Origin of the sequence: Brevundimonas sp. DS20 (assembly GCF_001310255.1) — a bacterium.
GTDB lineage: Bacteria > Pseudomonadota > Alphaproteobacteria > Caulobacterales > Caulobacteraceae > Brevundimonas > Brevundimonas aurantiaca.
In genome coordinates this window covers 630,961-656,373 of the sequence record NZ_CP012897.1, presented here as the reverse complement: position 1 = coordinate 656,373, position 25,413 = coordinate 630,961, and the positions used below count along the sequence as shown (strand labels likewise).

Below are 25,413 nucleotides of genomic sequence, written 5' to 3'. Positions count from 1 at the left end.
GCGGCTCCTCTCCCCGGCGCAACGGCTGCGCTTCTTAAGTCTGATTAACCCTATTGCGTCCGTTCGTCACCTGCGGGGAAAGCCGCCTGCCCGGCTAAGGGCGGACGGGGCGGGGCGGCCGAGCACCGCACCGATCCAGCGCGCCGTTTCGATCAGGGCGTCCAGATCATAGCCGGTCTGAAAACCCGCGCGCTCCAGCATATAGACCAGATCTTCGGTGGCGATGTTTCCGGTGGCGCCGGGCGCGAAGGGACAGCCGCCGATGCCGCCGACCGAGGCGTCCAACACGTCCACCCCCGCCTCCACGCCGGCATAGGCGTTGGCCAGGCCGGTGTTGCGCGTGTCGTGGAAATGCAGGCGCAGGCGCGCCTCCGGCGCCGCCCGGCGGGCGGCCTCGACCTTGCGCGTCACCGCCCAGGGATCTCCGGCGCCGATGGTGTCGGCCAGGGCGATTTCACCGACGCCCAAGGCGCCGATCGCCCCCACAAGGTCGCCGACCTGCTGAACCGAGACTTCTCCGTCAAACGGACAGCCCCAGACGCATGACAGGGTCGCCGACAGAGAGGGGACAACGTCGGACGTCTGGCTGTTGTGACGGCGGGCGACGATCTCGCCCAGCATAGCCAGCTGGTCCTTGACGGCCAGGCCCTGGTTCTTCAGGCCGAAGCCGTCGGTGGCGGAAAGCGAGACATTGACCTCGTCCACGGCCGTGGTCAGGGCGCGATCATAGCCTCGGCCGTTCAGCACCAGACCGATGCGGCTGCGTCCGGCTTCGTGAGGCAGGGCCGCCATCACCGTTTCCGCCCCGGCCATCTGCGGCACATATTTAGGATGGACGAAGGAGACGGCCTCGATCCGCCGGGCTCCGGCCGCCTCCAGCCGCCGCACCAGCTCGGCGCGGACGGCGGGGTCCAGCACGGCCTTTTCGTTTTGAAGCCCGTCACGGGGCCCGACCTCGACGATCTGGATGAGGCGGCTCATCGCGTCGCCGCCGTCGCGGGGGCGGCTTGCGTCGCAGGCTCCGCCGTGCGGGGCGGGGGCGCATAGACGGTCAGGCTCACCTCGTCTCCGGCGGAATAGTTGTAGCCCCGCACCACGCCGACCGCCCGGCCCGCCACACCCAGCCGCCCGGCGGCGGCGCGGAAGGCGTCGGCGTCTCGCCCTTCGACGATGGCCGGCCGCCCTTCGGCCAGGGCGCGGGCGGCGCCTTGGGCGTCCGTCAGATCCGTGTCCCGACCCGTCAGGAAGACGAAGCTGGGCTCATGGAAGCCGGTGATGGCGACCGGTCCGGGCGTGCGGCCCTGGCGGGGATGCAGGTCGGCCGCCTCCAGGGTCTTTTCCAGCCGAGGTGCGATGGCCAGGGGACGCAGCTGCCGGATCGTGCCCGACAGGGCGGCGTGGGCCACGATCCCAAAGGCCAGGGAGGCGACGAGCGCCGCCGCCGGCGCCCGGTTCAGCAGCAGAAAACCGCCGACGGCTGCGGCCGCCAGGGCCGAACCGACCGTCAGGGCCGCCCAGGTCTGGGCCGTCGAGGTGCCGTAGACGGTCAAGCCATAGACGGTGATGCCGCAGATCAGGACGGCGGCGAACACCGCCAGGACCGCGCCGGTGATCCGCGAGACCTTGCCGATCGGCCGGGCCAGGGCGGCGGCGGCCAAAAGGGCCAGGGCGCCGAAGGTCGGCAGGGTGTAGTGCCACAGCTTGGTCGGGGCCAGTTCGAACATCAGCCAGCCGGGAACCAGCCAGCAGACCAGGAAGCGGATGGCCGGTTCGGCCCGACGGGACCAGCCGGTCGCGACCGCGGCAGGCAGCAGCAGGGTCGAGGGGAAGAACAGCAGGGGCGCGAGAAGCACATACATTCCCGGGAAGCCGGAATGGCTTTCATGGGCCCCGGCGATCTTGGGCGCCAGGTCGCCGCCGATGGCTTCGCGCCAGAAGCCCCCGTCGGTGGCTATGGTGATGGCGATCGCCCAGGGGCCGACCATCAGGGCCACCAGCGGCAGGCCCCAGCCCCAGCCCAGCCGGCCCAGCCAGCGGACGTCCCGGTCCCAGATCGACAGGGCCAGGATCGCCAGGGCCACGACCAGAAGGCCGATCGGCCCCTTGATCAGGATCGACAGCCCCAGGCCCAGCCAGAACAGAAGCTTGTGGGGCCGGATCGGTCGTTCCCCGGCTCGGGTCGCCATATAGATTCGCGCCAGGGCGGCCATGGCCAGGGTGGTGGCGCCGCACAGCATGGCGTCCGTCTTGGCGATCCCGGCCTCGGTGGACAGAAGGAAGGTCGCCCCCATGATCGCGCCGCCGAAGAAGCCGACGCGCGCGCCCAGCAGGGCCGAACCCGCCCAGGCGACAGCCCAGGCGGCCAGCATGGCCCCCAGGAGAGAGGGGATCCGATAGGGGGCGATCTCGCGATCCTCGGGGTCCGAGGTCAGGGCGACGGCGGCGGCCTGCAGCCAATAGATGCCGACCGGCTTCTTCCAGCGCGGCTCGTCCTGGAAGCGGATGTCCACATAGTCGCCGCTCTCCAGCATCTGGACGGTGGCCTGGGCGAAGCGGCTTTCGTCCCGATCCAGCGGCGGCAGGAGCAGCAGGCCCGGCAGGCCGGCGACCAGCGTCAACAGGGCCGCCAGCAGGGGGCCTCTCCAGCCGGCGATGCGGCGATCCAGATCGAAGCTCTTCATGAGAGACTCCTTACACGGGGACCGGGCCGGCGTCAGCCGTCTCCCCTAAGCCGTCGATCTCGTCTATGGAGCGGCATGACCGCCCAAATCGCTCCTGACGCGCCCCAGATCTCCGTCGTGGTTCCCGTTCACGACGAGGCCGGCGCCGCCGTGCCCCTGGCGCGTGAAATCGCGGCCGCCTTCGCCGGCCGGTCCTATGAAATGATCTTCGTCGACGACGCCTCCAGGGACGCGACCTTGGCCGAGCTGAAGGCGGCCATGGCCGAACTGCCGACCTTGCGGGTTCTGGCCCACGGAACCAATGCGGGCCAGAGCCGGGCGGTGCGCACCGGGGTGCTGGCGGCGCGGGGATCGGTGGTGGTGACGATGGACGGCGACGGTCAGAACCCGCCGGCCGATGCGCCCCGGCTGGTGGACGCCCTGCTTGCGGCCCCCGCAGACGTCGGTCTGATCGGCGGGCGACGGGCCAAGCGCCAGGACAGCGCCGCCAAACGCCAGGCCTCGGTCTGGGCGAACCGCATCCGTCGTCGACTGCTGGGCGACGACGCCGACGACACCGGCTGCGGGCTGAAGGCCTTTCGCCGCGACGTCTTCCTGCGGCTTCCCTATTTCGATCACATCCACCGCTATCTGCCGGCCCTGATGATCCGCGAGGGTTACCGAAACCAGTATCTGGACGTCGATCACCGGCACCGCGAAACGGGCCGGTCGAAATACACCAACTGGGGCCGGCTGAAGGTCGCCTTCGCCGATCTCTTGGGCGTCATGTGGCTGAAGAGCCGGTCGCGCCGGCCGGGCGCGATCTCCGAATTCTGAGCGCGATAATCCAGACGCTCACAGAACGGGCGCGACAAGAGAAAAGGGCGGGACCTCGCGGTCCCGCCCTTCTGCATTTCAGCGTCGGAAGGCTTGGACTTAGAAGTCCATCCCACCCATGCCGCCCATGCCGCCCATGTCAGGAGCGGCGGCGCCGCCCGACTTCTTGGGGGCGTCGGCGACGGCGGCTTCCGTGGTGATCAGGATGCCGGCCACCGAAGCGGCGTCTTGCAGGGCCGTGCGGACGACCTTGGCGGGGTCGATGACGCCCATCTTGACCAGGTCGCCGTATTCTTCCGTCTGGGCGTTGAAGCCGAAGGAGGCGTCGTTGTTCTCCAGCACCTTGCCGACCACGATCGAGCCTTCGACGCCGGCGTTTTCGGCGATCTGACGGATCGGGGCCTGCAGGGCGCGACGGATGATGGCGATGCCGGCGTTCTGGTCGGCGTTGTCGCCCTTGACGTCGGCCAGGATCTTGGAGGCCTTCAACAGGGCGATGCCGCCGCCGGGAACGATGCCTTCGTCAGCCGCGGCGCGGGTGGCGTTCAGGGCGTCGTCGACGCGGTCCTTCTTTTCCTTCACTTCGACTTCGGTCGAGCCGCCGACGCGGAGAACCGCGACGCCGCCGGCCAGCTTGGCCAGACGTTCCTGCAGCTTTTCCTTGTCGTAGTCGGAGGTGGTGTCTTCGATCTGGCGCTTGATCTGGGCCACGCGGGCTTCGATGTCGGCCTTCTCACCCACGCCTTCGACGATGGTGGTGTCGTCCTTGGTGATCGAGACCTTCTTGGCCTTGCCGAGCATGTCGAGCGTGACGCTCTCCAGCTTGATGCCCAGGTCTTCCGAGATGACCTGGCCGCCCGTCAGGATGGCGATGTCTTCCAGCATGGCCTTGCGGCGGTCGCCGAAGCCCGGCGCCTTGACGGCGGCGACGCGCAGGCCGCCGCGCAGCTTGTTGACCACCAGGGTGGCCAGGGCTTCGCCTTCGATGTCCTCGGCGATGATCAGCAGCGGACGGCCCGACTGCACCACGGCTTCCAGGATCGGCAGCATGGCCTGCAGCGAGGTCAGCTTCTTCTCGAACAGCAGGATCAGCGGCTCTTCGAGAACGGCCTCCATCTTGTCGGCGTTGGTGATGAAGTAGGGGCTCAGATAGCCGCGGTCGAACTGCATGCCTTCGACGACGTCGACGGTGGTGTCGGCGGTCTTGGCTTCTTCGACGGTGATCACGCCCTCATTGCCGACCTTGGCCATGGCCTGGGCGATCAGCTCGCCGATTTCGGAGTCGCCGTTGGCCGAGATGGTGCCGACCTGGGCGATTTCCGAGTTGTTGGAAACGGGCTTGGAGTTGGTCTTGACCTCTTCCAGCACCAGGCCGACGGCCTTGTCGATGCCGCGCTTCAGATCCATCGGGTTCATGCCGGCGGCGACGGCCTTGAGGCCCTCTTGCACGATGGCTTGAGCCAGGACGGTCGCGGTGGTGGTGCCGTCGCCCGCCTTGTCGTTCGTCTTCGAAGCGACTTCGCGGATCATCTGGGCGCCCATGTTCTCGAAGGCGTCTTCCAGCTCGATTTCCTTGGCGACCGAGACGCCGTCCTTGGTCGAGCGCGGGGCGCCGAAGGACTTCTGGATCACGACGTTGCGACCCTTCGGACCCAGGGTCACCTTGACGGCGTTGGCGAGGACGTTGACGCCGCGCAGCATCTTGTCGCGCGCGTCGGTGTTGAACTGTACGATTTTAGCGGCCATGCGGGCAGCTCCTTTTGTGTGAGTGGCGAGTGGTTAGTGGCGAGTGGCGAGGATCTGAGATTGGGGCGACGGCGGCGGTTTCGTCCGGAAACCTGCTCGCCACTCGCCACTGATCACTCGCCACTGAGGGCTGAGCCTTAGCTCAGCACTCCAAGCACGTCCGACTCTTTCATGATGATCAGGTCTTCGCCGTCGATCTTCACTTCCGTGCCCGACCACTTGCCGAACAGGATGCGGTCGCCGGCCTTCAGCTCCAGGGCGTTGACCTTGCCCGAGTCGTCGCGGGCGCCGGGGCCGACGGCGACGACTTCGCCTTCCTGGGGCTTTTCCTTGGCGGTGTCGGGGATGATGATCCCGCCCTTGGTCTTGGATTCTTCTTCAACGCGCTTGACCAGCACGCGGTCGCCGAGCGGACGAAACGCCATCGGTTGTCTCCCTTGATCCCCCGAATGGGGCGATTTGAACAATGGGTCAGCCCTTCCCCGTCGCCGTTTAGCAGCCGGCAGGGGAGAGTGCTAACGCGAGCGGGAGTTAGGCAGAGAGGGTGCGGGCGTCAAGCGACGCCTGCGCGAAACTTCAGAGACAAATGAACCCGAAATGAACGCGAGGCGCCGGGGAGGTTCAAACTGGGCCGGCTAAAACCGCTTCAACGCTCGACGCAATCCGGTGAAGGACCGCAATCGGGCAATGAAGAAGGAGATCGACCATGTCGAAGATGCCGAAGATCATCGCTGTCGCCGCCGCGCCCGTCATGGCCCTGAGCCTGACGGCCGCACCCGCCTCGGCCCAGTCCTATCGTGATCGCGACCGCGACGACGACAGCGCCAAGAACGCCCTGATCGGCGCCGCCGTCGGCGGTCTGGCCGGCGCCCTCTACGGCAACGGCGACGGCCGCTATATCGCCGGAGGCGCCCTGGCCGGGGCCGCCCTGGGCGCCGTGGCGACCAACCGGGGTTCGGGCTGCGAATACTACCGCGGCGGCCGCTGCTACCGGAACCAAGGCCACTGGGAGCGCGAACACGGCATCAACAGCCGCGATCCGCGCTGGGAGCAGCGCCGCGATTATCGCGACTGGCGTCGGGAGCAGCGTTACGATCGCCGGGACGACCGCCGCGACTACCGCTATGATCGCCGCTGGTAGGCAACAGGCCTGAATGACGAAGGGGCGCCGATCGAGGCGCCCCTTTTGTCATGCCGCGTTCCGACGCGGCCCCCAATGCGGGAAGGGATCCTCCAGCCTGGCCCAGCCCTTGGGTCCGCGCTCCATCTCGAACCGGGTCAGGAGGGCGGCGTCGAACAGGGAGGTCAGCAGGTCGCGGTTCATGTCCTTGCCGATCAGGACGATCTCCTGACGACGGTCGCCGTAGGGCTGTCGCCAGACGGCCTCGATGGCCTTCAGCCATTCGGGGTTGTCGTCGGGCCAGCGCTCGCGCGGGGCCGAGGCCCACCACAGGCCGCCCCATTCATGTTCCGTCACCGCGCCGGCCTGGCTCCAGGATCCGACATAGTCCATCCGGCTGGCCAGCCAGAAGAAGCCCTTGGAGCGCCAGACGCCGGGCCATTCGCGCTTCAGCAGGTCGTAGAAGCGCCGGGGATGAAAGGGTCTGCGCGCCCGATAGACGAAGGTCGAGACGCCGTATTCCTCGGTCTCGGGCGTCACCTCGCCGCGCAGGGCCTGGGACCAGCCGGCGGCCTGTTCGGCTCGTTCCATGTCGAACAGGCCCGTGCCGATGACCTGATCCAGGGCGACGGCCCCGCGCACCGCCTCGAGGATCTGGGCGCGGGGATTGAACTGGGTCATCATCGCCTTCAGCACCCCCAGCTGCGTCGCATCGAGCAGGTCGCACTTGTTCAGCACAATGACGTCGGCGAACTCGATCTGGTCGATCAGCAGATTGGCGACCGTGCGCTCGTCGTCCTCGCCGAGATGCTCGCCGCGCGTCTTCAGCCGGTCGGTCGAGGGATAGTCGCGGTGGAAGTTGAAGGCGTCCACCACGGTCACCATGGTGTCGATCCGGGCCAGATCCGACAGGCTGAAGCCGTCCTCGTCGCGGAAGTCGAAGGTGGCGGCGACCGGCATGGGTTCGGAGATTCCGGTCGACTCGATCAGCAGACAGTCGAACCGTCCCTCGCGCGCCAGCTTGCCGACCTCGATCAGCAGGTCCTCGCGCAGGGTGCAGCAGATACAGCCGTTGGACATTTCCACCAGCCGTTCCTCGGTGCGCGACAGGTCCGCCCCGCCGCCGTCGCGCACCAGGGCCGCGTCGATGTTCACCTCGCTCATGTCATTGACGATCACCGCCGCCCGTAAACCCTCGCGGTTCGACAGGACGTGGTTGAGCAGGGTCGTCTTGCCGGCCCCGAGGAAGCCGGACAGGACGGTGACGGGCAGTTTCTTGAATTCGGACACGAGAGGGCTCCACAGGGCTGCGCCAGCTTGACCGTGAGCGGCGGCCATGAGAGTTACGTTATAGTATAACGTTCTTCGTCAGCAAGGATTTCCATGGCGGTCGGCGCTGTCGTCCAGGGGCTTGCGCCCACGGTCTTCACCACCCTGTTCGAGCCCCAGGTGCGGATGGCGATCTGGTCGAGGCCCAGCCCCATGCCGCCGGACGCCCCGCCCCCGGCCGATTTCACCGCCGAATGCGACGGGCGCTGGATCGCCCTATCGGGTGCGGCGCCCGAGTGGTTTCTCCAGGACATCGAAAGACTGGCGGAGATCGTGGCGACGATCAGCGGATGCGAGGCCTGGCGTGCGCGGTGCGAGACCGTGACCCGGCGCGCCTGCCCGCGGTTTCACCAGGACGCCGTGCCGGTGCGCCTGATCGTCGCCTATGAGGGGCCGGGGCCGGAATGGGCCTTCGCCGGCGAGATCGGCGAGGATCTTGACGGGCGCCTGATCGGCACGCGTCGTCGGGTCCGCACCCTTCACCCCGGCGATGTCGCCGTCATGAAGGGCACGGCGCCGGGCTGGGAGGCCTGGCCGGAGTTTCCGGAGGTTCTGCACCGCTCGCCGCCGGCCGGGAGACGATCCCCCCGGCGCGTCTTGACGATCGACGCCGCGCCGGCGTGAGCGTCAGCCCATCAACCGCGTCATCAGGCCGGCGGTCGAGGGGTCCAGATCGGCGGAGGGGTCGCCGGCGTGGACGTCCTTCAGGATCGCCTTGGCCAGGACCTTGCCCAGTTCGACGCCCCACTGGTCGAAGCTGTTGATGTCCCAGATCACGCCTTCAACGAAGGTCTTGTGTTCATAGAGGGCCAGCAAGGCGCCCAGGGTCTCGGGCGTCAGGCGGTCCATCAGAATGGCGGTCGAGGGGCGGTTTCCGGTGAAGGTACGGTGGGTCGCCAGACGGGCGGCCTCTTCCTCCGACAGACCCTGGGCCAGGCCTTCGGCCTTGGCCGCCTCGGTCGTCTTGCCCAGCATCAGGGCCTGCCCCTGGGCCAGGGCGTTGGACCAGAGCGGCGATTCCGGCGCGTCGGCATGGGTTTTGGCGACGATCACGAACTCGGCCGGGACGATCTGCGGGCCCTGGTGGATCTGCTGGAAGAAGGCGTGCTGGCCGTTGGTGCCCGGCTCGCCGAACACCACCGGGCAGGTCTGGCGCGTCACGGGGGTTCCGTCGCGGTGCACCCGCTTGCCGTTCGACTCCATCTCCAGCTGCTGCAAGAAGGACGGCAGGCGGCGCAGGGCGTGGGCGTAGGGCGCCACGGTGCGGGCGGGGCGGTTCAGCCCGTCGACGTTGAAGACCTGGGCCAGGGCCAGAAGGATCGGCGCGTTCCGCTCCAGCGGGGCCGAGACGAAATGGTCATCCATAGCGGCGGCGCCGGCCAGCATGGCTTCGAACACGTCCCAACCCAGGGCGATGCCGCACGACAGACTGACCGCCGACCACAGCGAATAGCGTCCGCCGACCCAGTCGCGGAAGGCGAAGGTGCGGCCGCAGCCGAAGGCCGCCGCCTTGTCCGGCGCCGCCGTCACCCCGATGAAGTGTTTGGTCATGCCCTCGGCCGGCAGGGCGGCGGCCAGCCAGGCCTTGGCCGCCTCGGCGTTGGCCAGGGTCTCTTGCGTCGTGAAGGTCTTGGACACCACCACGACCAGGGTGGTCTCCGGGTTCAGGCCGGTCAGGGCCTCAGCCATGTCGCGGGGGTCGATATTGGCGACGAAGCGCAGATCGATGGACGGGTCCAGCGGGCGCAGGGCGTCCCAGACCACGCGCGGACCCAGGTCCGACCCGCCGATGCCGACGTGGACGATGGCCTCGAACTTGCGGCCCGTGGCCCCCGCCTCGGCGCCCGAGCGGACGGCCTCGGCATAGGTCTTCATGTCGGCGCGGACGGCGTCCACCTCGGCCGAGACCGGCTCGCCCAGGGCCCTGAAGTCGGCGCCGGCGGGCGCGCGCAGGGCCGGGTGCAGGACGGCGCGCCCCTCGGTCAGGTTGACGGCCTCGCCGGCGAACAGGGCGGCGCGACGGCCCTCGACGTCGCAGGCGTGGGCCAGGTCCAGACAGGCCTCGAAGGCGTCCCGGGTCCAGCTCTGTTTCGACAGATCCAGATAGAGACCCGCCGCCTCGACCGACATCCGCGCCAGCCGGTCCGGATCGGCGGCGAACTGGTCCACGATACGGGCTTTGCCCGCCGTTGCGGCGGCGGCGTCGAAGGCGGTCCAGGCGTCGTTGCGGGTCATCAGTCGTCCTCGGGAGGAGAAATCTTGGGAAGACAAGGAAGGTAAACACTCGTTTACGGGTCGAGCGTATGCCGGTTCAACGTCCTAGCCGACGCTGAAACAGGAAGTCACCCATGTCCTGCGGCCTTGCTCTCACGATCGCCCTGACCCTGTCCAATCCCGCCGTGGCCCTGGCGGCTGATCAGCCCGCTGCGGCCGCCGGCGCCCCCGTGTCCGTGGCGGCCGAGCCCCTGTTCGCCGACATCGTGGCCCGGTCCGGGAGGCTGAAGGCGATGGTGGACGGCTGGGCGGCGTCAAAGGCTGCGGACGACGCCGGTTTCTTCACCAGCCAGGCCTTCACCGGCTTTAAGGCCCAGGCGGACGAACTGGCGGCCCTGGACCTGCAGGGCCATCTGATTCTGAAGGAACGGGGCACCGACGGCGATCTGAAATGCATCCTGCGCGGCATCTCCGAGGACATGCCGAAAAAGGTCCAGGCGGTTCAGGCCGCCGCTACCCCCGCAGAGCGCGCTACGGCCCTGTCGGAACTGTCCTATTTGCTGAACGACAATGTCGAAGTGATCACCGCCCCGCCTCAGCCTGAGGTCTAGCGAGCGAAACCCCGACCTCTGCGGGTTGCGGGTTGCGGGGGTGACGGTGCGGGTGCAGGCTGGGGGAAACCGTTTCCGGAGTCCCCATGGCTGGTCTTGCGCCCCTGATCGCCGTTGCCGCATCAATGGCCGCGTCAATGGTCGAATCCGCGACCGTTCCGCTCGGCGCGGTGCGCGGGGCCGAGCCGGTCGCCCTGGCGCAGCGGATACTGCCGCCGGAGACGGCGGCGCGGATCGAGGGCGGCCTCGTCCGGCGACAGTGGCTTCCGGGTCAGAGCTATTTCATTCGCTTCGACGAGCGCCCGAGCGTCCATTCGGACGGCCTGTGCCGCCGCACCTCCCACGTCGCCTCGGCCGGGGCGCCGCGCGTGGGCGAGGAGGCGGCCGACGACACGCCGCTGGCGCTGACGCCTTTTCAGACCGTCGTCTTCTACGCCCCGACCTATCCGAACCTCGCCTCTGATGCGGGGTGTCTGTCAGAGGGCGGCTGGATCGGCGCCCCGGAGCGCGAGCTTGAACCGACCCTGCGAATGCTCGACCGGCTGACGCGGGCGATGGCGCGGGCCGCCGGCCGCGACGAACTGGGGTTCGCCCTGTCGTGTCGTTCGGACAAGCCGGAAGATTGCGCTGATCCGCGACGCGCCCTGGCCGACCTGCCGCTGGATCGGCTGCTGGGCGTTCGGCTGAAGAACACCGTCTATCAGGAAGAGCCGACCGAGGGCCGGGTGCGGGTTCGAAAGATGCAGCCGGTCGTCGACGACCGCTGGCCCGAGGCCGAGGTCCATTTCGACAGCACGCCTCCGGACGGCCAGTCGTGGATCGTGGTGCTGAAGGGCATCGACCGCCTGGAGGCGGTCGAGATCCGGAGGACGCTGGTCATCCGCCACTGAGCCGCCGCATCCGACGCTCGCCGCGTCTTCACCGTCCCGTCAGCGCTTCGACCACCACACCCTCGGTCAACAACTGCGGCAGGATGCGGGGTTCGCCGCCGGCGGCGGGATAGAACAGATACAGGGGCACGCCCGAGCGGCCGTGACGCTCCAGTTCACGGCTGATGGCGTCGTCGCGGCGGGTCCAGTCGCCGACCAGATAGAGGGTGTTCGACGCCTTCAGGGCCTCGGCGACGCGGGGCGAGGACAGGGCGGCGCGCTCATTGATCTTGCAGGTGACGCACCAGTCGGCGGTGAAGTTGACCAGGACGGGACGGCCTGCGGCCTGGGCGGCGCGGACGGCCTCGGCCGACCAGTGGGCGGCTGTGAGGGAACCGGTCTCGGCCGCCGCCGCGGACGGCGGCCGGGTGGCGGCCAGACCGGCGAAACCGACGGCGAAGAGCAGGGCCAGGGTGGCGGCGACGGCGCTGACCACGGCGGTCCCGCCCTGGGCCCGGCGCGCCTGGTTCATGCCGGACAGCCACAGACCGAAGGCCAGCATCAGGCCCGCAGCGAGGACCAGGGCCAAGGCGTCGGGTCCCGTCTGGCGCGAAAAGACCCAGACCAGCCACAGGGCCGCGCCGTACATGGGGAAGGCCAGCAGGGCCTTCAGCCGCTCCATCCACGGCCCCGGCCGGGGGAAGCGTCGCAACAGGCCGGGCGACAGGCTGATCGCCACATAGGGCAGGGCCAGGCCCAGGCCCAGCATCAGGAAGATCGCCAGGGCCGCCGGCCAGGGCGCCAGCAGGGCTGCGCCGAGGGCGGCGGCCATGAAGGGGGCGGTGCAGGGGGCGGCGACGACCACGGCCAGCACCCCGGTGAAGAAGGCCCCCACGCCGCCGGGCAGTCGCGACAGGGGACCGGCGCCGGCCCCCTGCAGTCCTGCCCCGACATGGAAGACGCCCGACAGGTTCAGGCCGACGCCCAGCATCAGCAGGGCCAGGCCCGCGATCACCGCCGGCGACTGAAGCTGGAAGCCCCAGCCTATGGCCTCGCCGCCCGCGCGCAGGATCAGCAGGGCGCCCGCCAGGACCAGGAAGCTGGACAGGACCCCGGCCAGGAACAGCAGGCCGTCGCGCCGGGCCTCGCCGGCCTGATGGGCCGAGGCGGCCAGGGCGGCGGCCTTCATCGCCAGTATGGGAAAGACGCAGGGCATCAGATTCAGGATCAGTCCGCCGACGAAGGCGAACAGGATCGACTGCAGGATCAGGCCCGCGCCGGCCCCTTCGGCGGGGGGGACGACCTCGCCGCTGAGGGCCGCGCCGCCGGCCGTTCCGGGCAGGGGGGGACCGGGCCGGGCCGTGATCTCCCAGGCGCCGGCGTCGGTGGCCAGGACGCCGGACACCGGTCGGGTCAGGCCCTGGGCCTTCAGATCGGCGCCGGGGGTCAGGGTCAGGCTCAGCCCCCGGGGGCCGGCCTGGCCCGACTGGGCCGCCGCATGGTCGATCACGCCGCCGTCATAGGGATAGAAATAGGCCTGGGTCACGCCCGGCGCGCGGCCCATGATCTCCGCCAGCGGTCCGCCCGCCGCCGACAGGGTCAGGACGCCGTTCTCGAGCGCGGCGCGCGCCTCGATCCCCGCAGGGCGTGGCGCGGCCTCGAGCACGGCCTGGAGCGCCCGGCCGTGATCCGGGTCCAGCGGCGGCGCCCCCTCCCGGATCGGCAGGTCCAGCCTCAGGCTCATCTGCACCGGCACGCACATCTGGTCGCTGCACACCAGAAGCAGGGCGTCGGCGACCAGGGGCAGGGTGGTGCCGGGTCGGGCCGAGGCCGGGATCTCGATCGGCACGGGCAGATAGACCTCGCCCGAATAGCCGTAGTTGACCAGGCTCATCAGCCGCTGGCGGGTCGGCAGGGGCCAGACGATGTCGCCGGCCTCGACCCCCGGCGGAAGGCGCCAGTTCAGGGTGGTGGGGCCCCCGGAATCGCCGGGGTTGCGCCAATAGGTGTGCCACCCCTCGGCGATCTGCTGTCGCACCGCCACCACGGCGGTGGAGCCCGGCGCCGCCCAGCGCGTCAGAGGAATGAGTTCCGCCCGGATGTTCTGCGCGCCCTGAGCGCCCGTCTCGACGGGGGCTTGGCTTCGGACCTGGGCCAGGGCCGGAGAGGCCAGGCCCAGCAGCAGGCCCAGGTTCAAGACCAGCAGCAGGCGCACCCCGACTCTGGAGCCGTCGCGGAGCCGGCCGGCCTTGAACAGGATGGAGAAAAGAAGGCGCATGATCGGCCTTTTAGGCCGGGAGACCGCCCCTGTCAGGGCGCCTTTACGGGATCAGCGAGGATGGGCGTCGATCGCCACCTCGGTGCGGCGGCGCAACGGCTCGGCAGCGCCCTCGGTCGTGACTGCGCCGACGTCCCCGGCGGCGGCCACGTCGAAGACGGGGGCGGGCAGGCCGGCGGTGTTCAAGGCCTGGGCCACGGACCGCGCCCTCTGTTGAGAGAGGCTGAGGTTGGCCGCAGACCCGCCCGTGGCGTCCGCGAGGCCCAGCACCTGGACCCGCCGAACGTCGCAGGTCTTCAGCACATTCGCCGCCGCCGTGATCGCCTGATCGGCCGCAGGCGTAAGCCGAGCCTCGCCTTCACGGAAATAGATGTCGAACCGCACCGGCGCGCACGGAGATTCCCCCGTCACGATTGCGTCTCGCGAAGGCGCGGTGGCGCAGGCTGACACGGCCGCAGCCAAACCCAATGCCGAAATCGTCAGATATCTCATACCGTCCCCCTCGGTTGTGCGTCTGCAGACGCAAAAAGGGCGGCCCGTCGCCGACGAGCCGCCCGGTTGAACGGACGCGAACCGTCTCACGTCCGTTCAGAAACCCTGAGGCTCAATAGCGCCGTTGGCCATTGTCCCAGTAGCATTCGTCCTGGCGGTTGTCGTAGCAGTAGTAGTAGCGACCCTGGCTGTCGCGATAACGCTGCTGGTTGTTGCGGTCCGCCTGAGAGCCGCGCACCGCGCCGGCCGCACCGCCCAGGGCGCCGCCGATCAGGGCGCCGGTGGCCGCATTGCCGCCGCCGACATTGTTGCCGATGACCGCGCCCGCCACGGCGCCGAGGCCCGCGCCGATGGCGCCCTGGCGCACCGTCTGGTTGGTGCCGCCGTAAGGATCGCTGGCGCAGGCCGAAGCCAGAAGACCGGCGCCGGCTATGGCGATGATGGCCTTGTTCATGGTGAATTCCTTTATCCTGGGTTCGCCCCGAATACGAGAACGCTGGACTCCCGCACCGGTTCCCTTGTCTATCACTGTTCCGCTGAAGCGGCTAAAATCGCCGCACGGCAGTCAAGCTTATGGGGGCAGGACGATGCGATTTTCCACACTCACGCGGGCTTCGACCGGCGCCGAGGGACCGATCTGGTCGCGGCCTCGCAAACGCAAACGCAGAGTCTCGGCGGCGTCCCTGGTCAACACCCTTCTGGTTCTGCTGGCCCTGATCGGCGCCCTGACGCTGGTTCTGTCGATCAGGGCGGGTTCAGTCGAGACCGCCGGCCGGACCATGGACGGATGGATCGCGACCGCCTGGGCCCACGGGCAGGCCTTGATCGACCGAACGCCCAGCCCCAGCCGCTGAGGCGTCAAAGCGACGTCCGCATCTCACTGAGGGGAACGGCTCGGCTTGGCAGGCGTTCGGCCCGACATGACCGACATCCTGAGCTCTGAGCCCGACACAGGGGCGGGCGGGCAGCGCCCGGACGCGGGCCGCGTCCTGACGCCTCATGCGTCGCTGAAGCGGTTGGTCATTCTGGTGAATCCGCTGTCAGGCGGCGTCGGACCGCGCGCCGTCGCAGAGGTCGAGGCGATCCTGACCGACTATGAGGTGGAGAGCCAGGTCGTGCTGTTGCAAGGCGGCGGCTTCGACCAGGCCATCGCCGACGCCTTCGCCGCAACGCCCGACGTCATCTTCGTTCTTGCCGGGGACGGCACGGCCCGTTCGGTGGCGGCCAAGGCCAGGCCGGACGGTCCGATGATCGCCCCCCTGCCCGGGGGCACCATGAATATGTTGCCCAAGGCGCTTTACGGCACCGGCGATTGGAAGGCGGCCTTGCGCCACGCCCTGGAGGAGGGCGAGCCCCAGACGGTGTCCGGCGGCGAGGTCGGCGGGGAATATTTCTACTGCGCGGCCATCCTGGGATCGCCGGCCCTTTGGGCCCCGGCGCGGGAGGCGATGCGGACCGGAAAGCTGAGACTGGCCTGGGCCTATGCTCGACGGGCGCTGAAGCGAGCCTTTTCCGGCCGATTGAGGTTCAGCCTGGACGGAGGCGGCCGTCGCCGCGCCGAAGCCCTGGTGTTGATCAGCCCGATGATCTCCAAGGCGATGGAGGAGCCGACGGGGCTGGAGGCGGCGGCGCTGGATCCGTCGGACGCCACCCAGGCCTTCCGACTGGCGGCGACGGCCCTGTTCAGCGACTGGCGCCATGATCCCGCGGTCTCGACCCGCCCCGCCAAGCGGATCGACGTGCGCGCTCGGTCCAAGATTCCCGCCGTGATCGACGGCGAACCCCTTCTTCTGAGCCCCGAGGCGACGGTGCGGTTCATTCCCAAGGCGTTTCGCGCCCTGGCGCCCAAACCCCCCGCCGCCGAGGACAGTCTGTAATGGGGCGTATTCTCCAGTTTTCCGACGTTCATTTCGGATGTGAGCACAAGGGGGCGGTCGCCGCCGCCCTGGAATACGCCCACGCCACGCCCAACGACCTGGTCCTGATCACAGGCGACATCACCCAGAAGGGCTATCCCAAGGAGTTCGCGGCGGCGGGTCGCTGGATGCGCGCCATGCCCGAGCCGCGCTTCGTCATCGTCGGCAACCACGACGTCCCCTACTGGGACGCGGTCGCAAGGCTGTTCCATCCCTGGAAAGCGTTCGAGACGGCGACCGGGTTTCCCGCCCACGACGGCCAGTTCTGCAATGAGACCGTCATGGTGCGCGGCGTCGTCACCGCACGCGGCTGGCAGGCCCGGCCCAACTGGTCAAAGGGGGTCATCGATCTGGACCAGACCCGGCGCGCGGCCGAGGCCCTGCGGCAGGCGCCGATCGGGGCGCTGCGCATCCTCGCCTGTCACCATCCGCTGATCGAGATGATCGGGGCGCCGATGACCGGTGAGGTCAAGCGCGGGGACGAGGCGGCGCTGATCTTCGCCGAGGCGGGCGTGGATCTGATCATGACGGGCCATGTCCATGTGCCCTTCGCCCTGGCGATCGACCTGGCGGATCGCTGTTCCTATGCGGTGGGTTGCGGAACCTTGTCGCATCGGGAGCGGGGATCGCCGCCCGGCTTCAATCAGGTGGAGTGGGACGCCAAGACCATCACGGTCACCGCCCTGGCCTGGGACGGCGCGGCCTACAGGCCGCATCAGGTGTGGAGGCTTCCGCGTCGGCAGGACACCCGCCGCGCGGCGACGGCGCCCGATCCGAACGCGCCGGGCATGCTGGAAAAGGCGGCGGTCTGACGCCGCCCTTCCATCTCGGCCACGGCCCATAAGGACCTCGGCATGAAGAAAGGGCCGGAACTCGCGTTCCGGCCCTTTCCGTTTTGAAGCTCGACGCCCTTTACAATCGAGGCGCGCCGCGTCCGCGAAGTCCGCCGGCCACAAGGGCGATGACGAACAGGATGATGGCGATCACGGCGATGAATTTGGCGATCTCGAACGAGAAGTTCGCGATGCCGCCGAAGCCGAGAACGGCTGCGATCAAAGCCACGACCAGGAAGATAATTGCCCAGCGAATCATGGGTTTAGCTCTCCTGCGTTGATGTTTCCGACGGCGGCCTCGCAGCCGTTCGTCCGTCGGTGGATCAACGTTCCCGGTCGCGGGGCGTTCCGCCCGCGACAGAGAAAGGAAAGACTATCGCCGCCGGCGACGGCCGTAGCCGCGATGCTCCATCTTGCGGTCCGCCACCATGCCTGCCACGATCGCGGCCAGGGCGGGATTGCGCAGCAGCAGGAAGGCGGCCCCCAGTCCGCCGACCACCCCGATGACAGGGCGCTCGCGCACCATATGCAGGATCTTGCCGGCCAGACCCTCCGGCTCCTCCTCCTCGTCCTCATCGTCCCCTTCGGCGCGCTTCAGGAAGACGAGGGCGACGATCAGGGCCGTCAAGGCGAACAGGCCGAAGGTGATGGCGGCCGCGCCCAAGGGCGTGGTCATCAATTGGAGGGCGTAGAACACAGCGACGCCCAGGAAGATGACGGCCAAAAAGACGCTGGCGGCGACCACGGCGGTCGCCACGGCGCGCTTGAGGATGCCCTTGAACATCAGCGGCGGCGGCCGGCCAGCAGCATGCCCAGCACCAGACCGACGCCCAGGGCGATGGCCGTGGACTGGAGCGGACGCTCCTGCACCCGTTCGACGACATAGCGCTGGGCTTCGTCCAGGCGCTCGGCGGCGTCGTCGTAATATTCGCGGCCCCGAACGCGGGCGGCGTCGTAATAGGTGCGGGCCTGTTCGCGCACTTCCTCGCTCTTGGCGCGCAGGCGGGCCTCGGCCTCCTCGGCCTTTTCGCGCAGGCGCTGGGTTTCTTCGCGAGCGCCGGCCTTCAGATCCTCCTTCAGGGTCTTCAGATCGGCCTTGATGTCTTCTCGAGCCTTGGTGGTGGCCATGATGCGCGCTCCAGTTTCAAGCTTGGCATTAGAATAGGGAACCCCGTCTGCCAACGCCACACCCCTGTCGAGGTTCCGTCGTCGCCAATGTCGGTGAAGGCCTCGTCACCTCCGTCCCGGCGCCCTAGATTGGCGCCATGACCGCCTTTCTGTTCGAGCCCCCACCCCAGCCCAGCCTGCCGATCATCGGCGATGCGCGACGGTTTCCCGTGCGGCGGATTCTGTGCGTGGGCCAGAACTACGCCGCCCATGCGCGCGAAATGGGGTCGGATCCCGAGAAGCAGACGCCCTTCTTCTTTTCGAAGCCGGCCGACGCCGTGGTGACCGACGGCGCCGACCCGGCCTACCCGTCCGCGACGGCCCAGCTGCACTATGAGGCCGAGCTGGTGGCGGCCATCGGCGAAGGCGGGCGGATCGTCGGCTGGGCCGCCGGTTGCGATCTGACCCGACGCGATCTGCAGGCCCAGGCCAAGGCGGCCGGCCGCCCCTGGGACGCCGCCAAGGGGTTTGATCAGTCGGCGCCCTGCGGCGCCGTAACCCTGGGCGCCCTGCCGAACCCGGACGGGTCCATCGTCCTGACCGTCAATGGGGAAGTCCGCCAATCCAGCGTCCTCAGCGACATGATCCTGAACCCGGACCAGATCGTCGCGGCGGCGGGCGGGCTGTGGACGCTTCAGCCGGGCGACCTGATCTTCACCGGAACCCCGTCCGGCGTCGGGCCGATCGTGCGCGGCGACAAGGTGGCGGTCGCCATCGAGGGTCTGGCGCCTCTGAGCTTCGAGATCGTCTGATGATCCTGCACGGCTATTGGCGGTCCGGCGCCAGCTATCGGGTCCGCATCGGCCTGGGGCTGAAAGGACTGGCTTATCAGACTGCGGCCCTTGATCTGCGCAAGGGCGAACAGAAGGCCCCGGCCTTTCTGGCGATCAATCCCCAGGGCATGACCCCCGCCTTGCAGCAGGGGGAGACGGTCCTGACCCAAAGTCCGGCGATCCTGGAATGGCTGGAGGAGACCCATCCCGAGCCGCCCCTGTTGCCGAAGGACGCCCAGGACCGCGCCCAGGTCCGGGCCATGGCGGCCCTGATCGGCTGCGACATCCATCCGCTGAACAATCTTCGCGTCCTGACCGCCCTGCGTCAGGAGTTCGGCGCCGATCAGGCGACGGTCGACGCCTGGGCGGGGCGCTGGATTACGCCGGGCTTCGACGCTCTGGAGGTCCTGGTCGCGCGCCACGGTGCGGGTTGGAGTTTCGGCGATCGTCCCGGACTGGCGGACTGCTATCTGATTCCACAGCTCTATTCGGCGCGGCGGTTCAATCTGGCCCTGACGCCCTGGCCGCGCCTTCTGGCGGTCGAGGCCGCCGCCCAGGCCCATCCGGCCTTTCAGGCGGCCCACCCGGACCGGCAGCCCGACGCCGACGGCTGAGCGCGCCCGACCCATATCGGCGGTCGATGAGTAAGACTCGCGTAAGGTCTTGATCAACCTCCCTTAAGCTTTGGGGGGCATGATCGGGGGGTGACGCAGTCCCCACCCTCTCCCTCGGCGCCATCGCCGGTCGATCGCCTGGCCCTGGCCGTGGTGACCGAGCCCGAGCGCGCCGCCAAGCCCCTCATGGCCGCCCCGTCGGGCGCCCGCGAGGACGCGATGCGTTTCCTGTTGCAGACGGGAGCGGACGCGGGGGTCAAGGTGATCGCGACCAAGCCGACCGGCGACGGCGAACGGCTGTTGGGCCAGGCCTGGCCCTTCCCCTCCCCCTTCCGCGTCACGGTTCGCACCGTCGGCCTGGGCGAAGGACTGGATCGGGTTGAGGCGCGGGCGCGCCGCTCCTTGGAACGTCTGGGCCTGCCGCGGGGCGAGGCCCTGCTGGTCAACAATCCCGCCGACCTGGCCGGCGCCGAGGGGCGGGCCCTTTGGGACCGGCTGCAGGCCTTGAAGGCCCGCGGCCTGTTTCGCAGCATCGGCTTTTGCGCCACGGTCGAGGACGGACCCGTCCTCCTAGCCCGGCGCCTGGAGGCCGATGTGGTTCAGGTCGCCTGCAATCTTCTGGATCAGCGCGCGGCGGCCGAGGGAATTCTGGATGAGATCAAGGCCCTGGGGGCCCAGGTCCACCTGTCTTCGGTCTTCGCCGGCGGCCTGTTGTTCGCCCCCGGCGACGATCTTCCGGCCCATTTGACCGGCTATGATCAGGCCCTGTCGCGCATCCGACGGCGCCTGGCGGAACGGCGCTGCGATCCGATGCAGGCCGCCCTGGCCTACGCCTTTTCTCTGGAGGCGGTGGACCGGGTGGTGGCCAGCGTGGCCTCCGCCGCCGAGCTGCGCGCCATATTGGCGGCCGCCCATGCGCCCGGTCCCGACCTGGACTGGTCGGAACTGGCGCTGGAGGCGCCGGCGGCCTTCGCCGCCGACGCCCGCAACCTGATCAGTAGCGCAGCCTGACCCCGACATAGGCCGACCGGCCGGGCTCTCCATAGCCGAACACCTGCTGATAGTGTTCGTCGCCCAGGTTCTCGATCCGCGCCGTCAGGGCGACCTTGTCCGTCAAAGCGTAGGCCGCGTTCAGATTGGCCGTGACGAAGCTCTCGCGGACCACTGTGGAAAAGCCGCCAGAGTCGTCCTGATCGCCTTCCGCCCGCACGGTCAGGGCGCCCGACAGCCGATCCCCCGTCCAGCCCAGGGTCGCCGAACCGGCGTGTTCGGGCACGCGCAGCAGGCGAGCGCCCGTGGTGCGGTCCGCAGCGTCGGTCCAGGCGTAGGCCAAGGTCAGGTCGAAACCGGCGCCGAGGCGCGCGCGGCCTTCCAGCTCGAGCCCGTCCGACCGCGTCTTGGCGACGTTGACGTAGCGGCCGGCGGAATAGGTGATTTGGTCCTCGACGTTCAGCCGATACAGGGTCGCGCGTCCCTCGAACCGACCGCCGGCGGAGGCCCAGCCCAGGGCGATCTCGACGCTGTCGGCCGTCTCCGGCTTCAGCGCGGGCCACGGCTGGGGCGCGAAACAATAGTCGCACACCGCCTGGCTGACGGTCGGGGCCTTGAAGCCTGTGCCATAGGCGCCCGACAGGATGAAGCCGCCGGCCAGATCATAGGCCGCCGAAATCCGCCCCGTGGTCTTTGAGCCGAAATCGTCCGTGTCGTCGTACCGCAATCCGCCGCTCAGGTTCAGCGGGCCGGCGTCATACCGGGCCACGCCGAACACCGAGGTTATCGACAGGTCGCGCGACAGACCTGACGACAGGGCCGCCGAGGCCTCGTTGCGTTCGACGCCGAAGGCGTAGTCCACGCCTTGCGCCTGACCGTCCGCCTGCCAGCGGTAGGCCTGACGGTCACCGCTGAAGGTCGAGCCGAAGCCGTCGCTGTAGGAGGTGCGCTCCAGATCGGACGCCGAGATGCTGAACTGATGATCAAGACCGAAAGCCTGGGCCGTCACCCGACCGAAGCCCGACCACTGTTCGCTGTCCTGGGCGTCGCCGGTGTCGGCCAGCACATAGTCAGGCGCGGGGAAGCCGTCGATGTCGGCGTGGCTGTCGTTCCAGCGCACGGCGCCGTCGACCTTGACCGCGTCGGACAGGACATAGCGGCCCTTGGCGCCCAGGGTCGTGCTGCGAAAGCCGTCGGTCTCGGGATTGCCGTCCGCCTTGTCCGCCGCCGAAATCCCGTCGGTCTGGAAGCGCGAGACATAGGCGCTGAAGGCGTAGGTCTCATTGGCGACGCCGGCCGACAGACGACCGCGCGCCGTGTCGAAGCTGCCGGCCTCGGCCTCGGCGCGAACGCCGTCGATTTCACGCGTGGTGAAGGAAATCACCCCGCCGATGGCGTCCGATCCCCACAGGGACGACTGCGGACCGCTGAGCACCTCGATCCGGTCGATGTCGGCCAGTTCGAAGCTGGAGAAGTCATAGGCGCCGTTCGGTTCGGCCGCATCATTGACCGGCGCGTCGTCCACCAGCACCAGGGTCTTGCCCGGCGTCGCGCCGCGCATGCGGACCTGGGCGATCCCGCCGAAGGCCCCTGTTCGCGTCACCGACAGGCCAGGCACGTCGGACAGGATGTCGGCGGCGAAGACGGCGCCGCGTTGCTCGATGATCCTGGAATCGATGACCCGGGCGCCGGGCGTCTCGGCGACGATGGCGGGCAGGCGGGTGGCGGTGACCACGACCTCGTCCAGCTGGGTCGCCTCATCGGCGAAAGCGGGTGCGGCGATGACGGCGGCCATGGCCGCCGTCGACAGAAGAATGGAGCGCTTCATTGTGAGCGATATCCCCGTATCGGCCCGGCGAATGCGCGCGCAGGGTCGTGACCAGCGAGCCGATCCGCCCGGCCGCGAGGTCGGGACGACGCAAGATCGGGTCGCTTCCACGGAGAAACCGCGCCTCTGTCTGGTCCCGGACAGGAGCGAGCGACGTCGGCGGCCAGGTCTCCTGGCTTGCGGGTCATAAACCGCCGTCCTCGCCTTCCCAGTCACCCAGTGGCGCCGAGGTCGAGACCCCGGACGGACGACGCTCTCGCCGCCTACAGTTGCGGGCACAGCCACGGCGTCACACCGTGTTCCCTTAACCGCCTGATCCGGCCTATCGCAGGGGCGACAAGCCTGTGCAAGAGCCGGTCAACGGGCTTGAGCGCCAGGACGCGATCCGTCACCCTGTCGCAACATGAACGCCCCTGTCTCTCACCCGCCTGACATCGCCGCCGCTCTGGAGGGCGCCACGCCCTTCATGGCCCAGTATCTGACGGCCAAGGCCGGACAGCCGGACGCCATCCTGTTCTTCCGCATGGGCGACTTCTACGAGCTGTTCTTCAAGGACGCCGAGGTGGCGGCGGCGGCGCTCGGCATCACCCTGACCAGGCGGGGCAAGCACCAGGGCGAGGACATCCCCATGGCCGGGGTGCCGGTCCACGCCATGGAGGGCTATCTGGCCCGGCTGATCCGCCTGGGTCACAAGGTGGCCATCTGCGAACAGCTGGAAGACCCGGCCGAGGCCAAGAAGCGCGGCGGCAAGGCCGTGGTCCAGCGCGGCGTGGTGCGGGTGGTGACGCCCGGCACCCTGACCGAGGACAGTCTGCTGGATGCGCGCGGCGCCAACCGGCTGGCCGCCGCAGCGGTGCGCAAGGGTCGCGCGGCCGTGGCGGTGGTCGAACTGTCTTCCGGCGCGGTGGACAGCGTCGCCTGTGCGCTGGAGGATCTCGGGGCGACCCTGGCCGCCTTCCGCCCGTCCGAGGTCCTGGTCACTGACCGCATCTATTCCGACCCGACGACGCGGGACGCCCTGGACGGGTCCGGCGGCGTGGTTCAGGCCCTGGCCTCGGCCATCGCCGAGCCCCAGGCGGCGCGGACGCGGGTCGAGCGGCTGTACGGGGTTGCGGCCCTGGACGGTTTCGGCGCCTTCGAGGAGGCCGAGGTCTCGGCGCTCGGCCTGATCGCCGCCTATCTGGAGACGACCCAGGCCGGCAAGGTTCCGGCCCTGGCCCCGCCCCGCCGTCTGGGCGAGAGCGGGTTTCTGGCCATCGACCCGGCGACCCGGGCCAGTCTGGAGATCGACCGGACGCAGAGGGGCGAACGCGAAGGCTCGCTCTTGGCCTGTATCGACCGCACCGTCACCTCGGGCGGGGCCCGGGCCCTGGCGGAACGGATCGCCCGGCCGCTGCGCGACCCCCTGGCGATCAATGAACAGCTCGACGCGGTCGAATGGCTGCTGGAGCGGCGCGATCTGCGGCGCGCCCTTCGCGACGGGCTGAAGGCCTCGGCCGATGTGGCGCGGGCGGTCGGACGGCTGGCCCTGGGGCGCGGCGGTCCGCGCGATCTGGCGGCGGTGCGCGTGGGCCTGTCCGTCGCCGAGGGGATCGCGGGCCTGTTCATCGGTCAGGTGGACCCGCTCACCGGCCGGCCGCGCCGCATCGCCCTGGCCCTGGATCGTCTGAGCCTGTCGCCCGAGGTGTCGCGGCTGAAGGCCGATCTGATCGACGGCCTGGTGGACGAGCCGTCGCATCTGGCCCGCGACGGCGGCTTCGTGCGCCCCGACTATCGCCCCGAACTGGACGCCGCCCGCACCCTGCGCGACGACAGCCGCCGGGTGGTGGCCGATCTGGAGGCGCGGGCGGTCGCCGAGTCCGGCGTACCCTTCAAGGTCAAGCACAACGCCGTCCTGGGCTATTTCCTGGAGACCTCGGCCAAGGCGGCGGAGGGTCTGTTGCGGGCCGGGCCGGACAGTCCCTTCATCCACCGTCAGACCCTGGCCAGCCAGGTACGGTTCACCACGGTCGAACTGTCGGAGCTGGACGCCCGGATCAGCCAGGCCGGTCACCGCGCCCTGGCCATCGAGGCCGAGACCTTCGAGGGCTGGCGGCGCGAAGTCGCCCGCCTGGCCCAGCCGCTGCAGGCGGTCGCGGAGGCTCTGGCCGAGCTGGACGCCCATGCGGCCCTGGCGGAATGGGCCCAGGAGGCCGGGGCGACTCGGCCGGTGGTGGACGACAGTCTGGTCTTCTCGGTCGAGGCCGGGCGGCATCCGGTGGTCGAGGCGGCGGTCAAGGCGGCCGGCGATCCCTATACGCCCAACAACGCCCGCCTGGACGGGTCTGGATCGGACTGCGCCCGCCTGGCTATCGTCACCGGGCCGAACATGGCCGGTAAGTCGACCTTCCTGCGCCAGAACGCCCTTCTGGTGATCCTGGCCCAGGCCGGGGCCTTCGTACCGGCGCGCGCCATGCGTCTGGGCGTGGTCGACCGGCTGTTCAGCCGCGTCGGCGCCGGCGACGACCTGGCGCGGGGCCGGTCCACCTTCATGATGGAGATGGTCGAGACCGCCGCCATCCTGACCCAGGCCACGCCGCGCAGCTTCGTGGTTCTGGACGAGATCGGCCGCGGCACGGCCACCTATGACGGCCTGGCCATCGCCTGGGCCACGGCCGAGGCCCTGCACGACGTCAATCGCGCCCGCACCCTGTTCGCCACCCACTATCACGAGCTGGCCCAGTTGGAGACGCGGCTGGACCACGTCTGCAACCTGTCCATGACGGCCAAGGAATGGAACGGCGATCTGGTCTTTCTGCACGAGGCGGCGCCGGGGGCGGCGGACCGATCCTACGGCGTTCAGGTGGCCAAGCTGGCCGGGGCGCCGGCCGCGGTGGTGGCGCGGGCCAAGGCGGTGCTGGAGCGGCTGGAAGGGGAGAAGGCGGCAGCGGCCCGCCTGGACGATCTGCCGCTGTTCGCCGTGGCCGAGCCGGAGCCGCCGCGCGCGCCTTCCAAGCTGGAGGCGGCCTTGCAGGCGGTGGACCCCGACGCCCTGACGCCGCGCGAGGCTCTGGAGACGCTCTACAGGTTGAAGAGCCTGGCTGATTGAGAAGGTCGGCCCTTGCCAGGGATAGAAATCCAGACCCTGTTCGGTAAC

At 69.3% G+C, this 25,413-nt stretch carries 25 protein-coding genes and 1 riboswitch; of the genes, 12 read left to right on the top strand and 13 right to left on the bottom strand.

From position 1 onward, the window contains the following. Nucleotides 1–66: 66 nt before the first annotated feature. Together JL11_RS03155 and JL11_RS03150 are read right to left on the bottom strand one after the other, a co-directional pair. On the bottom strand, nt 67–981 hold the full coding sequence (locus tag JL11_RS03155) for a hydroxymethylglutaryl-CoA lyase (RefSeq protein ID WP_054764374.1): 915 nt from the start codon (nt 979–981) through the stop codon (nt 67–69). Then, complete coding sequence (locus JL11_RS03150; protein WP_054764373.1) at nt 978–2,681, bottom strand: ArnT family glycosyltransferase; 1,704 nt, start codon at nt 2,679–2,681, stop codon at nt 978–980. The genes JL11_RS03155 and JL11_RS03150 overlap by 4 nt, the downstream gene beginning before the upstream one ends. Before the next feature lie 75 nt (nt 2,682–2,756). Here JL11_RS03150 and JL11_RS03145 point away from each other — a divergent pair, with 75 nt between their 5' ends. Beyond that, nucleotides 2,757–3,497 (top strand): glycosyltransferase family 2 protein, encoded by a 741-nt coding sequence (locus tag JL11_RS03145; protein WP_054764372.1) that lies wholly within the window; start codon nt 2,757–2,759, stop codon nt 3,495–3,497. 99 nt (nt 3,498–3,596) lie between these two features. Here the strand turns inward: JL11_RS03145 and groL are convergent, their stop codons facing one another. Beyond that, on the bottom strand, nt 3,597–5,243 hold the full coding sequence (gene groL / locus JL11_RS03140) for a chaperonin GroEL (RefSeq protein WP_054764371.1): 1,647 nt from the start codon (nt 5,241–5,243) through the stop codon (nt 3,597–3,599). A gap of 137 nt (nt 5,244–5,380) precedes the next feature. Further along, nucleotides 5,381–5,668 carry a co-chaperone GroES gene (gene groES, locus JL11_RS03135; RefSeq protein ID WP_054764370.1) on the bottom strand — a complete coding sequence of 96 codons (288 nt, stop codon included), beginning with the start codon at nt 5,666–5,668 and terminating at the stop codon, nt 5,381–5,383. 281 nt (nt 5,669–5,949) lie between these two features. On the opposite strand from groES, the gene JL11_RS03130 reads away from it, so the two are divergent. Further along, entirely contained in the window at nt 5,950–6,384 is a 435-nt protein-coding gene (locus JL11_RS03130) for a hypothetical protein (RefSeq protein WP_054764369.1), read from the top strand. Nucleotides 6,385–6,432: 48 nt separating this feature from the next. On the opposite strand, the gene zigA is transcribed toward JL11_RS03130, so the two are convergent. Beyond that, on the bottom strand, nt 6,433–7,653 hold the full coding sequence (gene zigA, locus JL11_RS03125) for a zinc metallochaperone GTPase ZigA (RefSeq protein ID WP_269464969.1): 1,221 nt from the start codon (nt 7,651–7,653) through the stop codon (nt 6,433–6,435). A 93-nt stretch (nt 7,654–7,746) separates the two neighbouring features. Here zigA and JL11_RS03120 point away from each other — a divergent pair, with 93 nt between their 5' ends. Further along, entirely contained in the window at nt 7,747–8,316 is a 570-nt protein-coding gene (locus JL11_RS03120; RefSeq protein WP_054764367.1) for a DUF1826 domain-containing protein, read from the top strand. 3 nt (nt 8,317–8,319) lie between these two features. Here the strand turns inward: JL11_RS03120 and pgi are convergent, their stop codons facing one another. Further along, the gene (pgi, locus tag JL11_RS03115) at nt 8,320–9,927 is read right to left on the bottom strand and encodes a glucose-6-phosphate isomerase (protein ID WP_054764366.1); all 1,608 of its coding nucleotides are present in this window, start codon (nt 9,925–9,927) and stop codon (nt 8,320–8,322) included. 113 nt (nt 9,928–10,040) lie between these two features. Between pgi and JL11_RS03110 the strand changes: the two genes are divergently transcribed. Further along, entirely contained in the window at nt 10,041–10,517 is a 477-nt protein-coding gene (locus tag JL11_RS03110; RefSeq protein WP_054764365.1) for a hypothetical protein, read from the top strand. Between the two features lie 137 nt (nt 10,518–10,654). Then, nucleotides 10,655–11,407 carry a hypothetical protein gene (locus JL11_RS03105; protein ID WP_054764364.1) on the top strand — a complete coding sequence of 251 codons (753 nt, stop codon included), beginning with the start codon at nt 10,655–10,657 and terminating at the stop codon, nt 11,405–11,407. Between the two features lie 28 nt (nt 11,408–11,435). Here the strand turns inward: JL11_RS03105 and JL11_RS03100 are convergent, their stop codons facing one another. The 3 genes from JL11_RS03100 to JL11_RS03090 all read right to left on the bottom strand — a co-directional run bounded on the left by JL11_RS03100 (nt 11,436) and on the right by JL11_RS03090 (nt 14,610). After that, nucleotides 11,436–13,664 (bottom strand): protein-disulfide reductase DsbD family protein, encoded by a 2,229-nt coding sequence (locus tag JL11_RS03100; protein WP_082382568.1) that lies wholly within the window; start codon nt 13,662–13,664, stop codon nt 11,436–11,438. A gap of 51 nt (nt 13,665–13,715) precedes the next feature. Beyond that, nucleotides 13,716–14,075 (bottom strand): OmpA family protein, encoded by a 360-nt coding sequence (locus JL11_RS03095; RefSeq protein ID WP_227976024.1) that lies wholly within the window; start codon nt 14,073–14,075, stop codon nt 13,716–13,718. Nucleotides 14,076–14,268: 193 nt separating this feature from the next. Beyond that, on the bottom strand, nt 14,269–14,610 hold the full coding sequence (locus JL11_RS03090; protein ID WP_054764362.1) for a YMGG-like glycine zipper-containing protein: 342 nt from the start codon (nt 14,608–14,610) through the stop codon (nt 14,269–14,271). 133 nt (nt 14,611–14,743) lie between these two features. Between JL11_RS03090 and JL11_RS03085 the strand changes: the two genes are divergently transcribed. The 3 genes from JL11_RS03085 to JL11_RS03075 all read left to right on the top strand — a co-directional run bounded on the left by JL11_RS03085 (nt 14,744) and on the right by JL11_RS03075 (nt 16,884). Further along, nucleotides 14,744–15,010: a hypothetical protein gene (locus JL11_RS03085; protein WP_183216454.1), complete on the top strand. Its 267-nt coding sequence runs from the start codon at nt 14,744–14,746 to the stop codon at nt 15,008–15,010. 66 nt (nt 15,011–15,076) lie between these two features. Further along, nucleotides 15,077–16,033 carry a diacylglycerol/lipid kinase family protein gene (locus JL11_RS03080; protein ID WP_054764361.1) on the top strand — a complete coding sequence of 319 codons (957 nt, stop codon included), beginning with the start codon at nt 15,077–15,079 and terminating at the stop codon, nt 16,031–16,033. Further along, nucleotides 16,033–16,884: a metallophosphoesterase family protein gene (locus JL11_RS03075; protein ID WP_054764360.1), complete on the top strand. Its 852-nt coding sequence runs from the start codon at nt 16,033–16,035 to the stop codon at nt 16,882–16,884. The genes JL11_RS03080 and JL11_RS03075 overlap by 1 nt, the downstream gene beginning before the upstream one ends. 100 nt (nt 16,885–16,984) lie before the next feature. Here JL11_RS03075 and JL11_RS03070 read toward each other — a convergent pair whose 3' ends face one another. From JL11_RS03070 to JL11_RS03060, 3 genes are all read right to left on the bottom strand, one after another. Beyond that, entirely contained in the window at nt 16,985–17,164 is a 180-nt protein-coding gene (locus JL11_RS03070; protein WP_008262305.1) for a DUF1328 domain-containing protein, read from the bottom strand. A 114-nt stretch (nt 17,165–17,278) separates the two neighbouring features. Then, the gene (locus JL11_RS03065; RefSeq protein ID WP_054764359.1) at nt 17,279–17,689 is read right to left on the bottom strand and encodes a hypothetical protein; all 411 of its coding nucleotides are present in this window, start codon (nt 17,687–17,689) and stop codon (nt 17,279–17,281) included. Further along, entirely contained in the window at nt 17,689–18,033 is a 345-nt protein-coding gene (locus tag JL11_RS03060) for a DUF883 family protein (protein ID WP_054764358.1), read from the bottom strand. Before JL11_RS03060 ends, JL11_RS03065 begins: the two co-directional genes overlap by 1 nt. 137 nt (nt 18,034–18,170) lie before the next feature. Here JL11_RS03060 and JL11_RS03055 point away from each other — a divergent pair, with 137 nt between their 5' ends. The 3 genes from JL11_RS03055 (at nt 18,171) to JL11_RS03045 (ending at nt 20,470) form a co-directional block, all read left to right on the top strand. Next, nucleotides 18,171–18,824: a fumarylacetoacetate hydrolase family protein gene (locus JL11_RS03055; protein ID WP_054764357.1), complete on the top strand. Its 654-nt coding sequence runs from the start codon at nt 18,171–18,173 to the stop codon at nt 18,822–18,824. After that, nucleotides 18,824–19,459 (top strand): maleylacetoacetate isomerase, encoded by a 636-nt coding sequence (gene maiA, locus JL11_RS03050; protein ID WP_054764356.1) that lies wholly within the window; start codon nt 18,824–18,826, stop codon nt 19,457–19,459. Before JL11_RS03055 ends, maiA begins: the two co-directional genes overlap by 1 nt. 90 nt (nt 19,460–19,549) lie before the next feature. After that, nucleotides 19,550–20,470, top strand: a complete 921-nt coding sequence (locus tag JL11_RS03045; RefSeq protein ID WP_054764355.1) for an aldo/keto reductase — start codon at nt 19,550–19,552, stop codon at nt 20,468–20,470. On the opposite strand, the gene JL11_RS03040 is transcribed toward JL11_RS03045, so the two are convergent. Then, nucleotides 20,454–22,277 (bottom strand): TonB-dependent receptor plug domain-containing protein, encoded by a 1,824-nt coding sequence (locus tag JL11_RS03040; protein WP_054764354.1) that lies wholly within the window; start codon nt 22,275–22,277, stop codon nt 20,454–20,456. The two genes, JL11_RS03045 and JL11_RS03040, sit on opposite strands and share 17 nt — an antisense overlap. Nucleotides 22,278–22,442: 165 nt before the next feature. Next, a riboswitch (cobalamin riboswitch) is annotated at nt 22,443–22,582 on the bottom strand. A 98-nt stretch (nt 22,583–22,680) separates the two neighbouring features. Here JL11_RS03040 and mutS point away from each other — a divergent pair. Then, nucleotides 22,681–25,365 carry a DNA mismatch repair protein MutS gene (gene mutS / locus JL11_RS03035; RefSeq protein WP_054764353.1) on the top strand — a complete coding sequence of 895 codons (2,685 nt, stop codon included), beginning with the start codon at nt 22,681–22,683 and terminating at the stop codon, nt 25,363–25,365. The last annotated feature ends 48 nt before the right edge of the window (nt 25,366–25,413 follow it).